Genomic DNA, 14,409 nt, shown 5'->3' with positions numbered 1-14,409 from the left:
ACAAGAACGTATGTATAACAACACTGCATCCCCTTTTTCCGGAATACCTCCAGTCGTCAAGAATCTATTGATTATCAACATCATCTGTTTCGCTGGTGGTGCGCTGATTTTCAACCGGGCCAACGATCTGTTCGGTGTGTACTACCCTGATTCCCCCGGTTTTCATGTCTGGCAAGTAATCACCTATATGTTTATGCATGGAGGTATTGCCCACATCTTTTTCAACATGTTTGCGCTGTTCATGTTCGGGCCGATTCTGGAACAGGTATTTGGTTCAAAACGGTTTCTGAATTTTTATTTGATTACCGGTCTCGGAGCGTTGGTACTTCAGTTTGCCGTTCAAGCATTGGAAGTTTACTCGATCGTGGACTCTGTGTCGGCTCGGCAGTTCATTTCGGACATTAACGTAGCCGAGAGAAGCGCAAGAATAGACGCAGGTCTAGCCCCGGAGGATCGGATGACGCTCCTATCAGTATATACCACCCCAATGGTAGGGGCATCTGGTGCGATTTACGGCTTGCTGATTGCCTTCGGCTACCTGTTTCCCAATACGCCGTTGATGTTGATTTTTTTGCCAGTGCCTATTAAAGCCAAGTATTTTATCCCGGTGATGATTCTCATCGAGCTATTCTTGGGCGTGTCCCGTACTGGCACGTCAATTGCACACTTTGCGCATATTGGTGGTGCATTGTTCGGGTTTTTGTTAATTAAAGCATGGGGGATCCGTCGGCCGAACTATTGGTAGGCTCGACCACGTTTTTGCCGCCCGAAAGCTGGGCAAAGAAATTTTTTTCATATATTAGCCACTCTTATCAGGAATCGCAGCGATGAAAAGGTCAATGATTGGCGACTTATGGCATAAGGCTTTTCGTTCTGGAAGTCCGCTTTACCTGTTTATTGCAATCAATATTCTGGTATTTCTGGTGATCAATGCGCTTTCGTTGGTAACAGCATTAGGCATTATCAACGTCCCACTAGCGGGCTACCTGATGTCCTGGCTGCAGCTTCCGGCCGCTTTGACCGATTGGCTGTATAAGCCTTGGACTTTAGTCTCCTATATGTTTACTCAGCAGGGACTGTTTCACATTCTCTTCAACATGCTGTGGCTGTTTTGGCTCGGCATTATTTTTCTTGACTTTCTGAAAAAGCGGCAGTTTACTTTTGTCTATCTTGCTGGAGGCATTATGGGCGGAGTGCTCTACCTCTTGGCGTACAACCTCATTCCGGTGTTGAAGGCTGAAGCGTTCCGTACTGCGCTGGTCGGCTCCTCCGCAGGTGTGAGTGCCATTGTGTTTGCAACGGCTACATTATTGCCCGACTACACCATAAGGATGCTTTTTTTCGGGAACGTCAAATTGAAATATTTGGCGTTGGCTTTCATCGTGATCGACGTGATCGGCATTGCGGGGTTCAACGCAGGCGGAAGCATTGCACACATCGGGGGTGCAATCTTTGGTGTTGTTTACATCAAACGGTTGCAAAGCGGGCAGGACTGGAGCGGGATATTGGGAAATAGGCGCAAGAAGCACAAGTTGCGCGTGGTTCACAATGAGGTGCCGCAGCAGTACGACGAACCGTTAGTGCCAAATCAAGAGGTGATAGACCGTATTTTGGACAAAATTTCGCAGTCCGGCTATGAGAGCCTTTCGAAGGCGGAAAAAGAGGTCCTGTTTAAAGCCAGCAAGCAGGGCCAGCCAGAATGAATACTGATGCCAGATGGTAGGGAGATCACGGCGTAAAAATCAACTGGGTGTCTTCGGTAAGGCCATGTTGTTGGTCAATCTCCTGGCCGTGGCAGCGATGCTTTTGAGCTATTTGGCACCGGTTATCAATCCGTATACCTTTTGGCCTGTCGCCTTCTTCGGCATTGCGTATCTTCCACTTCTAATAGTCAATCTATTTTTTATCGTTTATTGGGCGGTTCGAAAGTGGCGGTATGCGGGTATTTCGCTCCTAGTAATTTTACTGGGATGGGGTACCTTGAATAAGCATATCGGGTTTAACGCCAAGGTGCCCGCGTCGGTTGTTGATTCACCGGACACCGCCCACATCCGGTTGCTTACTTACAACGTGCATTTTTTCAGGCCGTTTGAACAGGAGAACACCGAACTCACCATCCTTGAAGAGGCTATGGAGCTTATGGATAGCGTATCTCCCGATGTGATATGTGTTCAGGAGTATTACACGAGGCAAAAAGGACGGTACAGGATGGCTAAGGAATTTGAACGGAAGATCGGGACATACCACCACTATTTTTTTCCCGCTGCTGAAAACGACTACGAGGCCTATGGAATGGCGATCTTTTCCCGTTATCCGATTGTGGCCTCGGGTCATCTGCCGGCACATGAGTTTGGTGTAAACCGCGTTATCTACGCTGACCTGGACAAGGGAGGCCAGATCTTCCGTGTTTATAATGTTCACTTGCGCTCATTTGGTTTCCAGAAGGAAGATTATGATTTCATCAAAAGCCCATCAAAGACCATAGAAAGGGACGCGGCCTCCACTCGGCGGATCGGCTCCCGCTTGAAGCATGCGTTTGGCGCCCGGGGGGCTCAGGCTGAGGCGTTGCGCGCACACAGCAGCGCGTGTAAAACGCCATATATTATTGCAGGGGATTTCAATGACACCCCGCTGTCGTATGCAGTGAATCAGGTCTCTTCCGGCCTACAGAATGCATTCAGCCAAAAAGGGCGGGGATGGGGCGTTACCTACAACGGCGATTTCCCAAATTTCCAGATCGATTATATCCTCGCAAGCCCTGAATTCGAGGTGCTGCATTACCAGATCGTAAAAGAAAAGCTCTCCGATCATTATCCGGTTTGGGCTGATCTGCGGCTTTGATGCCCTTTTGGGGGCGGTTATCGGTGAAAAAAAAACGGAGAACCGCCTCTTTCGATTTGGATTCTCCGTTTTTAACCTTAATTACAACCGTGGCTGTAATAAAGGCATCAAGTCAAATTTCTTTGTCGGCATCCATGTTGGTTTCCCCAGACGGGAAAGCTTCGATGCATTCGGTGTTTACCTTGCTGCCGTAGCAGTTTTGGTGATAACATCCAAATCCCTAAGCGTATGCTTTGATTGGGCTACCCCATTTCAGGGAAGTTTAGCGAACCTCCCACCGATATTATATCTTTGGGAGCCAATCCATCGCAGTGAGCTATCCTGAACAGTTGCCCTTCGGCACCGTTATGCTATGGACACCCTTTTTGGCGATCAAAGAACTTAATGCTTGATATGATGCTAAGATAGCAACAAAACGTTTACCTGTCAAGTAAAAAGCACCCATTTTATTAACAATTTCTCAACAGGAAAACGCGACTTATCCACATGTTCTTAACCAAGACCAGCGTGTTTTTAACAAAGCGCTGTGTTTGCCTTACGCTTCCTGTCCGGTATTTTAGGTCATTTCGTGTCAGAAAAGCCAAAAAAACTGTAAATTTAAGCCGACAAATCGCTGAATAAAGAATACCGCTCATGCAAGCCCCCCGTAAAATTTTTGTGTTGGATACCTCCGTTATCTTGTACGACCACAATGCGTTAACCAATTTTCAGGAACACGATGTTGCTATTCCGATACAGGTACTGGAGGAGCTTGACAATTTGAAGGGAGGCAACGAGACCCGGAACTTCGAGGCACGAAGCTTTATCCGACTGATCGACGGTCTTTCCAGAAAAAGGCTGATCGACCAATGGGTACCGTTGAAAAACGGGCAGACGAAAGGCAAATTCAAGGTTATTCTTTCAGGAAAACCGCAGCGGGCCGACGCGGAAAAAATTTTCGGAAACGAAAAATATGACCATCAAATCATTAACGCCGCCCTGATTCTAATGGAGGAAAATCCGGACAAGAAAATCGTCCTTGTGTCAAAAGATATCTGCCTTCGCCTCAAGGCGAAAGCCTTGAACCTACTTGCTGAAGACTATGAAACTGGAAAGATCAAGGATGTGGAGGCGCTTTATACGGGAAAGACCATACGAAAGGACTTTCCCCAGTTTGTGATTGACGGATTGAAAAGCAAAACTGCCGTGCCTGTAGAAAGGATGGCGCTTGGCCATATCGGGGCCAACCAATTTTATGCGGTTAAAGATAAGCGCAAAACACTACTTGCTTTTTACCGCAAGGGCACCAACACGCTGACGCCGGTGTCAATGGCTCCGGTTTTCCGTATCAAGCCCCTTAATCCCGAGCAAGCCTTTGCGCTTCATGCACTACTTGATCCCTCCATCCGCTTGGTCAGCATCCAAGGTAATGCTGGCACCGGCAAGACTTTGCTGGCACTAGCAAGTGCCCTTGAACAACGCAGAAGTTACCGGCAGATTTACATCACGCGACCTGTCATCCCGCTGAGCAACCGGGAAATCGGATTCTTGCCGGGCGACGCCAAGTCGAAAACAGACCCCTTTCTGGCACCGATCTGGGATAATCTGCGCTTTATCAAGGAGCAATACGCCGACGACGGAAAAATGCTGGATAAGATTGACGAGCTGATCGCTACGGAAAAAATTGCTATCGCGCCGCTCGCCTTCATTCGGGGACGTACGTTGACCAAGATCTTCTTTATTGTGGATGAGGCGCAGAACCTGACGCCCCATGAAATCAAGACCATCATCTCCAGGGCCGGTGAACACACCAAAATCGTGTTCACGGGCGACATTTACCAGATTGATACGCCTTATCTCGACGCCGAGAGCAATGGACTCTCTTACCTCATCGAAAATGTGAAAAATCACCCGTTATATGCGCATATTACGTTGCAGAAAGGTGAGCGCAGTGAATTGGCCAATTTGGCTAATGATTTGCTTTAAAGCGTGACTATCCGCCATTCCTTGGGATAGTAATTATTTATGCGGTTGGGAAGCAACTTAGTCCACCCGAGCGGAACGCCGTTATATGTAGCGAGTGCCCACCCCGAAAGTCCCTTTGTATTGACCGACGGTGGCAGGTTTCCCTTGCGCAGGTATTCAAGTGATAAGTCAAAATCCAGCGGCAACTTCGGAAGCTCAAGGTGCTGGAGTGTGCTCATTGTAAGGTCATGCGCGGGGACGAACGCTTTCTTGGCTATGCGCCCCACCCGCGTTCCGGCGTTTCTCAGGTAGAGGATGCTTTGCAGGATACGCAGGTCGGGCTCCCAGGCTTCAGGCAAAACGTAGCTGTCTTCGCCAACGGTAAATGAAGTCAATTGGTCGCTTGTGGTTACCCAGTTTTTGAGCTCAGGGAAAAAGGTCGCCTTGCCCGGCTTCAATTTTCGTCTGTCGAAAGTTGCCTGACTCCGCGTTTTGCGGAAAGCGGCGATGAAAAACCCTTCGCCCCGCAGTTTATGAGGGTAAAACCGGTAGCCGGGGCAGCCATGTTTTTCGGAATGGGTCGGTTCAATCCCCCAGGCTTCGTCGATGGGTATCGCTATTGGTTCAACGCCCTGCGTCTCGCACAGCCAGTCGGAAACCTGCTCATTCTCCTCCTCCGAATAGGAACAGGTAGCATACAGGAGGACGCCGCCCTCCTTCAGGGTAGGCAGGCTGTCTGCCAAAATACGCCGCTGTCGCTCGCTGCATAGCTGGACGATCCCTTCCGACCACTCGGCTATAGTTCCGCGGTCCTTGCGGAACATGCCCGAGCCGGAGCATGGGGCATCCACAAGCATGAAATCGACATATCCCGGTAGGTGGCTGAACGCCGAGGGGTCATTATTTGTCACAACGGTATTGGGAAGTCCCCAGCGGACAAGGTTGTCTGCCAGCGTGGTTGCGCGGGCTTTGATTGGCTCATTGGCAATGAGCAGGCTGTCGGCATGGAGGTAGGTGTTCAGCAGGGTGCTTTTTCCTCCCGGCGCGGCGCAGAGATCTAAGGCTATCAGCGGCCGTTGATCCAGCGCGAGTGCCTTCACGGCATGGGCCAAAAACATGGAGGAGGCGTCCTGGACATAATAACAACCGGCGTGGAACAGCGGATCCAAGGTGAATACAGGCCGACGAGGCAGGTAGAAGCCAGTGTCGCACCAGGGTACGCGCTGCAAAACGGAAGTATCCGTACGGTGAGGTTTCGCGGGGTTTATCCGGATAGCGGAAACCCCTTCCTCCTCTTCGTGTACGGCCTGAAATGCGGCGGTGTCAAATCCGGCGAAAGCACCCAGACGGCGCACCAACGCAGGCGGTATGATGTTGCTCATGTACCTGCAAATTTACGGATTTAATCCTACCGCTTGTGCTTGGCCGTGAAACTTCTGTATGTGTGCAAAGCCAGCTTTTTGACCACATCAGCGTTCCAGCAGCAGATGAAGGACCCATTGACTCTACTGTTGGATTCAGTCCGATTAGCCTATTTGTAATCTGTATTGCCGAAAAAGCAGGAAGCATCAGGCTGATTTATTACATTCGTGGTTGTAAAAACAATTATACGCCATGAAGTCTTTATTTGCAGGTCTTTTAGCCCTTTTCATCGCGGCGGAGCTAGCGGCCCAGCCCTATCAGCCCAACTGGGAATCACTCGACATGCGCGAAACGCCGCAGTGGTGGCGCGATGCCAAGTTCGGCATTTTCATTCACTGGGGTCCCTATGCTGTTCCGGCATATGCCCCTGTAGATGAGGTAGAAGGGGTATACGAAAAGTATGCAGAACATTATGAAAATCGGCTGCTGCATAACAATAAACTTTTTACCGACTACCACCGGAAGACATATGGCGAACACTTCACTTACCGAGATTTTGCACCAATGTTCAAGGCTGAGCATTTCGATGCGGGCAAATGGGCTGACCTCTTCAGCCGTGCCGGCGCTAAATATGTGGTGCTGACTTCCAAGCATCACGACGGATTCTGTCTATGGCCTAGCCAATACAGCCCCAGATGGAACAGCATGGATATCGGTGCCAACCGCGACTTGGCGGGAGAGCTTACCAAAGCGGTAAGGGATGCCGGGCTACGGATGGGCTTCTATTATTCCCTGCTAGAGTGGAGTCATCCCTTGTATAAAAAGGAAACCATCAATGAATGGGTAGATACCCACATGATACCACAGATGAAAGAGCTGGTGGAAGCCTATCAACCGGAAGTGATTTTCTCGGACGGGGAGTGGGACTACCCGAGCGGGACCCTAAAAAGCACCGAGTTTTTGGCTTGGCTATATAACGAATCGACTGTAAAGGAAAGCGTAGTGGTAAATGACCGTTGGGGAGAGGAAACAAGGAGTAAGCACGGCGATTACTTTACAACGGAGTACGATTTGGTGCACAACGAGAAGGGCATCGGAGACAAGGCTACGCATCCGTGGGAAGAGAGTCGCGGGATCGGCACATCGTATGGATATAACCAGTTCGAAACCACAGCGCATTATTTTTCTTCCAAGCAGCTGATAGCGCTGCTGGTCGACAAGGTAAGCAACGGGGGCAACCTGCTGCTTAATGTCGGCCCGAAAGCCAATGGGCTTATTCCTGTGATTATGGAACAGCGTTTGCTCGATATCGGACGGTGGCTTGATGTAAACGGGGAAGCGATCTATGGCACCACGGCATGGCTGGAGCGGCCAGCGGCGAGCGAGCAGCCGCAGGTCTATTATACCCGCAAGGGTGAGGACCTGTACGTAATCTGCACGCAGTGGCCTGCGGCCCCCTTGCGGATACCCGGCGTGAAGCGGCCTGCGTCCGTTTCCCTGCTGGGCTCACCCACCGCGGTAAAGGCAAAGGCTGGCGGCAGCTGGCTTACCATTACGCCTCCCCCGATAACGCCGGCCACAATGCCCTGCGAACACGCATGGGTGTTTAAGCTGGAAGCGGTATTGTAATAAAATGAACGAAAAGAAACACCTTAACATCGCGGTGCACGGTAAGGTCCAGGGGGTATATTTCAGGTTGATAACCAAGGCGGTGGCCGACCAGCTGGGCGTGAAGGGCACGGCACAGAACCGGCCGGACGGCACGGTGTATATTGAAGCGGAAGGCGATGAGTTTGCGCTGGAATCATTCCTGGAGTGGTGCCGGGAGGGGCCTGAGAAGGCGGTGGTGGAAAAAGTGGAATGCGTAGAGGGCGGAATGAAAAACTATCGTAACTTTGAGGTCATCAGAAAAACGCAGGGCTGACCTTAATGTTTTAACGCTTGTCTGTACTCAGGAACTTCGCCGGACAAACGGCCATCTATGGGCTGAGCACGATCGTCGCAAGGTTGATCAATTTTGTGCTTACGCCGTTGTTTGTAAACCGGTTTTCTCCCTCTGTATACGGTATTTTCACTAACCTATACAGTTGGGCTGCAATGCTCAGCGCCGTGCTGGCTTTCGGAATGGAAACCACGTATTTCCGGTACCTGCAAAAGCATGAGGGAAACCGCGAACAGGTATACAACAACAGTTTTGTCATCGTCCTTTTTACTTCAGCGGTGTTCATCATCACGGTGCACCTATTTTCAGGAAGCATCGCAGCATGGCTAAACAATGGCCGCTATGATGCGGATTACCACCGTTATGTGCATTATTTAGCGTGGACTCTGGTGGCAGACGCCTTGGCTGTCATTCCATATGCCCGCCTGCGGGCTGAGGGCCGGGCGGTGCGCTTTGCCCTGCTTAAACTGGTTAATATCCTAACTTTCGTTAGCCTCAACCTGCTGTTTATTGTGGCTATTCCCCGACTGCTGGAGCAAGGCGCGACCGGCTCGGCAGGTATCAGCACATGGTACCGCGAAGGCTGGGTCGGTTATGTTTTTCTGGCGAACTTGGCGGCCAGCGGGCTGACACTGTTGCTCCTGCTGCCGGAAATCGTCAAACTAAAACTACGCCTCGACCGGAAGCTGGCCATGGATATGGCTGTCTACAGTTTTCCGGTGCTGGTAGCCAACATTTCGTTTATCATCAATGAGCATCTCGACAAGATACTGATTCCGAAATTGCTTCCCGGGCCGGTGGGCGACCGGGATCTGGGGATTTACGGTGCGGTGTCCAAAATTGCTGTTTTCCTAAGTATCGGCGTCCAGGCATTCCGCTTGGGGGCCGAGCCGTTCTTCTTCAGCTATGCAAAGAACAAAAATGCTCGTAAGACCTACGCGCTTATCATGGATTATTTCATCATCGCGATGGTGCTGGTGATGGTGGGCATCACGGTAAATATCGAATGGCTGAAGTACTTCATCGAGGGCGACAGCCCCGCCGAGCAGGCCGCATACTGGTCGGGCCTCCATATTATCCCTATTCTGCTCCTGAACTACGTGTTGCTGGGCGTTTATATGAACCTATCGATCTGGTATAAGCTGTCTGACCAGACGCGGTTTGCACTTTACATTTCGGGCATCGGAGCGGTTATTACGCTCGTATTTAATGTTATTTTCATTCCAAGGTACAGTTATGTAGCCTCGGCGTGGGTGACCCTGCTGGCCTATGGCAGCATGGTGCTGATCTCCTACCTATGGGGGCAGCGCCATTACCCCATCCCCTACCGTGTCGGCAAAAACGTCGGCTATATCTTGGCTGGGATCGTGGTTAGCTGGTTGGCATTTGACGTGTTTGACCGCCACCTTGTTGCCGGCAACCTATTGTTTACGGCTTTTGCGGGAACAACGTTGCTTATCGAGCGAAAAACGCTGCTAGCTATCCTGCGTAGGAATTAAGCAACCTCTTCCATGACGAATTGTTCGCCGATCTCGTCGAGCACGGCGTGAATATCAGCTACGCTGGTGAGTGAAACCAGCTTGGTGCGGTATTCCTTGAAGTGCGGTATACCCTTGAAGTAGTTGGCATAGTGGCGGCGCATCTCGAAGATGCCGGTTTTCTCCCCTTTCCACTGGATGGACTTCTCGAAATGCGTGCGGCAGACGGCCACCCGTTCGGCGATGGTGGGTGCGGGGAGGTATTCGCCGGTTTGGTAGAAGTGTTTGATTTCACGGAATATCCACGGGTAGCCGATGGATGCGCGCCCAATCATGATGCCGTCAACTTCGTATTCCATGCGCCATGCTGCGGCTTTTTCCACACTATCCACGTCGCCATTACCGAAAATGGGTATTCGGACGCGCGGGTTGCGCTTTACCTCGCGGATGAGCTGCCAGTCGGCCCGGCCTTTGTACATTTGTGATCGAGTACGGCCGTGAATACTCAGTGCCTGGATACCCACATCCTGCAGGCGTTCGGCTACTTCGTAAATGTTCTTCGTGTTGTCGTCCCATCCGAGGCGTGTTTTCACCGTAACGGGCAGGTGGGTGGCTTCGACGACAGCCTTCGTCATGGCGGTCATTTTATCGATATCCTGCAGCAGGCTTGCCCCTGCCCCACGGCAAGCCACATTTTTGACCGGACAACCATAGTTGATGTCAATCAGGTCGGGCCCCACCTGCGAGGCGATTTCGGTGGCCTCTCGCATGGTGTCAATGTCGCTGCCGAAAATCTGAATGCCGATGGGCCGCTCATACTCGAAAATGTCCAGTTTCTGCCGGCTTTTGGCGGCATCCCGGATGAGCCCTTCGGAAGAGATGAATTCGGTGTACATGAGGTCCGCCCCGCTTTGCTTGCACACAAAGCGGAACGGTGGGTCGCTCACGTCCTCCATGGGAGCAAGCAGCAAGGGAAACTCCCCTAAGTCGATATTTCCGATCCGCACGGCCATGCTAAGTTACCAGTATCCGGTGCAAAGATACAGAAAACTAAACATATCGGCTACAAGGACGCCGCAAACGACTTGATCGCTTTCACCGGATCCGCTGTTTTCATAAAATTTTCGCCGATGAGAAACCCTTGGAATCCAGCCGCTCGCAATTGCCGGATTGTTGCCGGATCACTGATCCCGCTTTCTGAAACCTTGATGAACCGGTCCGGAATCAGGCCTACCAGTGCTAGCGAATGATCCAATGAAACGGAAAAGTCGTTGAGGTTGCGGTTGTTCACGCCGATGGCGTCTATGCTGTCCATCACGCTTCGCTCCAGTTCCTCCCGGTTGTGCACTTCAAGCAGCACGTTCATGCCGATAGACCGGGCAAATGTGGACAGGCTTTCCAGCTGAACAGGGTTGAGTACCGCTGCAATCAGCAGGATGATGTCTGCACCATAGGCCTTTGCTTCAAGGATCTGGTATTCATCGATGATGAACTCTTTACGTAACAACGGAACCTGCAATGCGGTTCGTGCCTTCACAAGGTCGGTGAGGCTCCCCTTGAAAAACTCTGAATCCGTGAGTACGGACACCGCTGAGACACCCGTCTGCTGATAGCCGCGGACGACGTCTTCTACCGACGAACGGTCGTTGATCGTCCCCTTAGAGGGGGATGCCCGCTTGTATTCAGCAATGATACCGTTTTTAGTTTTGTCGAGTACCGAATCACGCAATGGAAGACAAGCCCTGGCAAACATGGGCTTTTTTTCCAGCTCGGCCATGGTGGTCGATGCTTTGGCCAGATCTACTTCCGTCCGTTTCCTGATGATGATTTTGTCTAAGATGGTCATTTCCTTTGGCGTCATGCTATGCGATAGGTTTCGCGTGTATGCTGTGTCCCTCCGTCGGCTCGGCGTTCGGTTGCTTTGCATCCAGCCAGTTGGCAATCATTTCCCTGCCGTATTGGGTAAGCACCGATTCGGGATGAAACTGCAGCCCTCTTACATCATCTGTTTTATGAGAAATCGCCATGATGACCTGATGTTCGTCTTCGGCGGTAATGCGGAGCGTATCGGGCAGCCCCTCGCGCGATACGGCCCAGGAGTGATAGCGGCCTATCGGAAACGACAACGGAAGGCCCTTAAACAGCGGCTCATCGCGATCGGTAATGACCAGCGGGGTGGCTGTGCCGTGCACCGGTTTGCTGAGATTATAGAGCGACCCCCCATATACTTCAGCGATGGCCTGCTGCCCGAGGCAGATACCGAGGATGCTTTTGGACGGCCCATATTTCCGGATGACTTCCAGGAGCAGGCCAGCCTCTTCCGGTATACCCGGACCGGGCGAGAGCAGGATTTTGTCAAAAGCTGCCACCTCTTCCAGCGCAAACTTATCGTTGCGCCATACGGTTGCTTCATGCCCGCACTCGTACAACAGATGGACTAAGTTGAATGTGAAGGAATCGTAGTTGTCTATCACCAGTATTTTCGGTGAATGTAGTTGTAGACTGCTCATCTTCTTATAGCTAAATATCCTGCGCCAACTCAAGGGCCTTGCGCAGTGCCGCAATTTTATTGTTTACTTCCTGAAGTTCTTTTTCGGGTTCTGAGTCGGCCACAATGCCCGCTCCCGCCTGATAATGCAGGACGTTGCGCCGGCTGAGGAATGACCGTATCATAATAGCGTGATTGAAGTCACCGTTGAACCCCATGTATCCGATGGCCCCGCTGTAAAAGCTGCGTTGCTGGTTTTCATAGCGGTCTATCAGCTGCATGGCCATGTGTTTGGGGGCACCGCTGAGCGTACCTGCAGGGAAGGTATCGCCCACGACATCAAAGGGGTTGACACCTTTTTTCAGTGTACCACATACTTTGGAGACCAAATGGATGATATGTGAATAATACTGGGTTTCTTTGTATGACTTGACATGCACATTTTCACAATGCCGGCTGAGGTCGTTGCGTGCCAGGTCTACAAGCATCACATGTTCGGCGCTCTCCTTCGGGTCTTCCTTCAGCGCCGCGGCCAGTTGCTCATCCTGTTCAGCATTGCCGCTGCGCTTGAATGTTCCGGCAATGGGATAAATAGTGGCTTCCCGGTTGCGGATGGTCAACTGTGCCTCGGGGGAAGAACCGAACAGCTTGAAGTCGCCGTAGTCAAAGTAAAACAGGTAAGGAGACGGGTTGATGGACCGCAAGGTGCGGTATACGTTGAATTCGTCGCCCAGAAAAGGGCGGGAAAAGCCACGCGAAGGCACAATTTGGAAAACATCGCCCCGATAAATGTGGGTCTTCATCTGCTCTACGAGCGCCCGGAAGCCCTCGTCGGTCACGGAGGATGTTTCCGCCCCGTTAAGCGTGAAGCTGTATTCGGGGAAGTTTTTGTTTTGGATAAGATATTGGATTTTTTCCAATCCTGAGGGCAGCGTTTCACCTTCGAGCTGGTGTTCGAAGATATACAGCTGGTTGCGAAAGTGATCAATGGCGATGACATACCGATATACATGGTATTGTAGGTAAGGGATGTCGCGTGCTGGGTCTTTCGGGCTTTGGAGTATGATGTCCTCGAAGTGGGCTACGGTATCAAATGTAAAAAAGCCGAACAAGCCATTGGAATTAAACGGAAAGGCGATATCTTCGGCATCGGCAAAGGCGTTCCTGAATTGAGACACCTCCTCGCGGAGATCGATGGTTGAGGCGGGCTTCTGCTCGGTCTTGCCACCGGGATACTGGACATTCAGGGAGTCGCCATCCAGCTTAATGCCAGCGATGGGCTGGCAGCAAATGTAGCTTATGTTGTTTTCACGGCTGTGGTAATCCGAACTTTCCAGCAGCAGGCTATTGGGAAACACATCACGAATCCGCAAATAAATACTCACAGGTGTGGCGGTATCTGCCAGCAAATGTTTGTACGTTGTTTTAAATCGATATGCCATATTTTCTTTACTAAACATCATAAAAAAACCCGACGGATTTTTCAAAACGTCGGGCTAAATATTCCAAGCCTTGGTTGATTAGGAATACGTTATCGCTCCCCCCGACCCGACGTTTTTCTCACCGGGCCACCACCATGCATCAATGCGGAAGTTCATTGTCAACATACGGCAGCAAATTTATAAAAAAAATTAAGTAAACAAACCTTTCCTCCCAAAAACGGAAAAAAATCGTCACTCATCCAATAAATCCGGCCTACGGGCTTTCGTGCGGGCGATGGCCTGCTCATCGCGCCACTGGTTGATGGCCGCCTCGTTGCCACTGAGCAACACACCGGGCACCTTATGGCCCCGCCAGTCGGCAGGGCGCGTATATACCGGAGCATCGAGCAAACCGCCTTGAAAGGAGTCCGAAAGTGCGGATGTTTCATCGGAAAGCACCCCAGGGATCAGCCTGACCACGGCATCAACGAGCACTGCCGCCGGGAGCTCACCCCCGGAAAGCACGTAGTCTCCGATGGACAATTCACGGGTAACGTAGAGGTCGCGGATGCGCTGATCGATGCCTTTATAATGTCCGCATAAAATAATTATGTTGTCTTTTGTAGACAGGTGATTGGCGATGGTCTGATTGAGCGTCTCCCCGTCGGGTGTCATGAAGATGATTTCGTTGTAAGGTCTCGCCGCCTGCAGCTGCTCGATACAGGCCGCAAAAGGTTCGATTTGCATCACCATACCGCTTCCTCCCCCATAAGGATAATCATCTACGCTCTTGTGTTTGTTATTGGCGTAGTCACGCAGGTTGTGCACCGCGATTTCGCAGAGCCCCTTTTTCTGCGCACGTTGCAAAATGGAATGGGCAAAAGGGCTTTCCAGTAAGCCAGGAAGCACCGTGATGATGTCGAACCGCATGGG

At 51.2% G+C, this 14,409-nt stretch carries 13 protein-coding genes; 7 read left to right on the top strand and 6 right to left on the bottom strand.

Going from position 1 to position 14,409, the window contains the following annotated elements:
• The first annotated feature begins 10 nt into the window (after positions 1-10).
• From ACFOET_RS06220 to ACFOET_RS06205, 4 genes are all read left to right on the top strand, one after another.
• On the top strand, positions 11-745 hold the full coding sequence (locus ACFOET_RS06220; RefSeq protein WP_379020669.1) for a rhomboid family intramembrane serine protease: 735 nt from the start codon (positions 11-13) through the stop codon (positions 743-745).
• Positions 746-827: 82 nt separating this feature from the next.
• Positions 828-1,703, top strand: a complete 876-nt coding sequence (locus tag ACFOET_RS06215; protein ID WP_379020667.1) for a rhomboid family intramembrane serine protease — start codon at positions 828-830, stop codon at positions 1,701-1,703.
• A 13-nt stretch (positions 1,704-1,716) separates the two neighbouring features.
• Positions 1,717-2,841: an endonuclease/exonuclease/phosphatase family protein gene (locus tag ACFOET_RS06210; RefSeq protein WP_379020665.1), complete on the top strand. Its 1,125-nt coding sequence runs from the start codon at positions 1,717-1,719 to the stop codon at positions 2,839-2,841.
• Between the two features lie 633 nt (positions 2,842-3,474).
• Positions 3,475-4,806 carry a PhoH family protein gene (locus tag ACFOET_RS06205; RefSeq protein WP_379020663.1) on the top strand — a complete coding sequence of 444 codons (1,332 nt, stop codon included), beginning with the start codon at positions 3,475-3,477 and terminating at the stop codon, positions 4,804-4,806.
• Here ACFOET_RS06205 and ACFOET_RS06200 read toward each other — a convergent pair.
• Complete coding sequence (locus tag ACFOET_RS06200) at positions 4,803-6,167, bottom strand: methyltransferase RsmF C-terminal domain-like protein (RefSeq protein ID WP_379020661.1); 1,365 nt, start codon at positions 6,165-6,167, stop codon at positions 4,803-4,805. The genes ACFOET_RS06205 and ACFOET_RS06200 overlap by 4 nt on opposite strands.
• A 232-nt stretch (positions 6,168-6,399) precedes the next feature.
• On the opposite strand from ACFOET_RS06200, the gene ACFOET_RS06195 reads away from it, so the two are divergent.
• Genes ACFOET_RS06195 through ACFOET_RS06185 form a run of 3 tightly spaced genes read left to right on the top strand, consistent with a single transcriptional unit; the run spans position 6,400 to position 9,588 of the window.
• Complete coding sequence (locus ACFOET_RS06195; RefSeq protein ID WP_379020659.1) at positions 6,400-7,776, top strand: alpha-L-fucosidase; 1,377 nt, start codon at positions 6,400-6,402, stop codon at positions 7,774-7,776.
• Positions 7,777-7,780: 4 nt separating this feature from the next.
• Entirely contained in the window at positions 7,781-8,071 is a 291-nt protein-coding gene (locus ACFOET_RS06190) for an acylphosphatase (RefSeq protein WP_379020657.1), read from the top strand.
• Positions 8,072-8,088: 17 nt separating this feature from the next.
• On the top strand, positions 8,089-9,588 hold the full coding sequence (locus ACFOET_RS06185) for a lipopolysaccharide biosynthesis protein (protein WP_379020655.1): 1,500 nt from the start codon (positions 8,089-8,091) through the stop codon (positions 9,586-9,588).
• Here the strand turns inward: ACFOET_RS06185 and dusB are convergent.
• The 5 genes from dusB to trmD form a co-directional block, all read right to left on the bottom strand.
• The gene (gene dusB, locus ACFOET_RS06180) at positions 9,585-10,580 is read right to left on the bottom strand and encodes a tRNA dihydrouridine synthase DusB (protein WP_379020653.1); all 996 of its coding nucleotides are present in this window, start codon (positions 10,578-10,580) and stop codon (positions 9,585-9,587) included. The two genes, ACFOET_RS06185 and dusB, sit on opposite strands and share 4 nt — an antisense overlap.
• A gap of 50 nt (positions 10,581-10,630) precedes the next feature.
• Positions 10,631-11,413: an indole-3-glycerol phosphate synthase TrpC gene (gene trpC / locus ACFOET_RS06175; RefSeq protein ID WP_379020826.1), complete on the bottom strand. Its 783-nt coding sequence runs from the start codon at positions 11,411-11,413 to the stop codon at positions 10,631-10,633.
• Between the two features lie 16 nt (positions 11,414-11,429).
• Complete coding sequence (locus ACFOET_RS06170; RefSeq protein ID WP_379020651.1) at positions 11,430-12,077, bottom strand: anthranilate synthase component II; 648 nt, start codon at positions 12,075-12,077, stop codon at positions 11,430-11,432.
• 10 nt (positions 12,078-12,087) lie between these two features.
• A complete protein-coding gene (locus tag ACFOET_RS06165; protein ID WP_379020649.1) occupies positions 12,088-13,497 on the bottom strand; it encodes an anthranilate synthase component I family protein in 1,410 nt (469 codons plus the stop codon).
• Between the two features lie 231 nt (positions 13,498-13,728).
• On the bottom strand, positions 13,729-14,406 hold the full coding sequence (gene trmD / locus ACFOET_RS06160; protein ID WP_379020824.1) for a tRNA (guanosine(37)-N1)-methyltransferase TrmD: 678 nt from the start codon (positions 14,404-14,406) through the stop codon (positions 13,729-13,731).
• Positions 14,407-14,409 lie beyond the last annotated feature (3 nt).

Source organism: Parapedobacter deserti (assembly GCF_042646065.1).
Taxonomy (GTDB): domain Bacteria; phylum Bacteroidota; class Bacteroidia; order Sphingobacteriales; family Sphingobacteriaceae; genus Parapedobacter; species Parapedobacter deserti.
This window is presented reverse-complemented; position numbering and strand designations above follow the sequence as displayed.

Bases quoted from the DNA above. Each gene is read 5' to 3' on its own strand.
- ACFOET_RS06220 (WP_379020669.1), top strand. From the start codon at position 11: ATGTATAACAACACTGCATCCCCTTTTTCCGGAATACCTCCAGTCGTC.
- ACFOET_RS06215 (WP_379020667.1), top strand. From the start codon at position 828: ATGAAAAGGTCAATGATTGGCGACTTATGGCATAAGGCTTTTCGTTCT.
- ACFOET_RS06210 (WP_379020665.1), top strand. From the start codon at position 1,717: ATGGTAGGGAGATCACGGCGTAAAAATCAACTGGGTGTCTTCGGTAAG.
- ACFOET_RS06205 (WP_379020663.1), top strand. From the start codon at position 3,475: ATGCAAGCCCCCCGTAAAATTTTTGTGTTGGATACCTCCGTTATCTTG.
- ACFOET_RS06200 (WP_379020661.1), bottom strand. From the start codon at position 6,167: ATGAGCAACATCATACCGCCTGCGTTGGTGCGCCGTCTGGGTGCTTTC.
- ACFOET_RS06195 (WP_379020659.1), top strand. From the start codon at position 6,400: ATGAAGTCTTTATTTGCAGGTCTTTTAGCCCTTTTCATCGCGGCGGAG.
- ACFOET_RS06190 (WP_379020657.1), top strand. From the start codon at position 7,781: ATGAACGAAAAGAAACACCTTAACATCGCGGTGCACGGTAAGGTCCAG.
- dusB (WP_379020653.1), bottom strand. From the start codon at position 10,580: ATGGCCGTGCGGATCGGAAATATCGACTTAGGGGAGTTTCCCTTGCTG.
- trpC (WP_379020826.1), bottom strand. From the start codon at position 11,413: ATGACCATCTTAGACAAAATCATCATCAGGAAACGGACGGAAGTAGAT.
- ACFOET_RS06170 (WP_379020651.1), bottom strand. From the start codon at position 12,077: ATGAGCAGTCTACAACTACATTCACCGAAAATACTGGTGATAGACAAC.
- ACFOET_RS06165 (WP_379020649.1), bottom strand. From the start codon at position 13,497: ATGGCATATCGATTTAAAACAACGTACAAACATTTGCTGGCAGATACC.
- trmD (WP_379020824.1), bottom strand. From the start codon at position 14,406: ATGCGGTTCGACATCATCACGGTGCTTCCTGGCTTACTGGAAAGCCCT.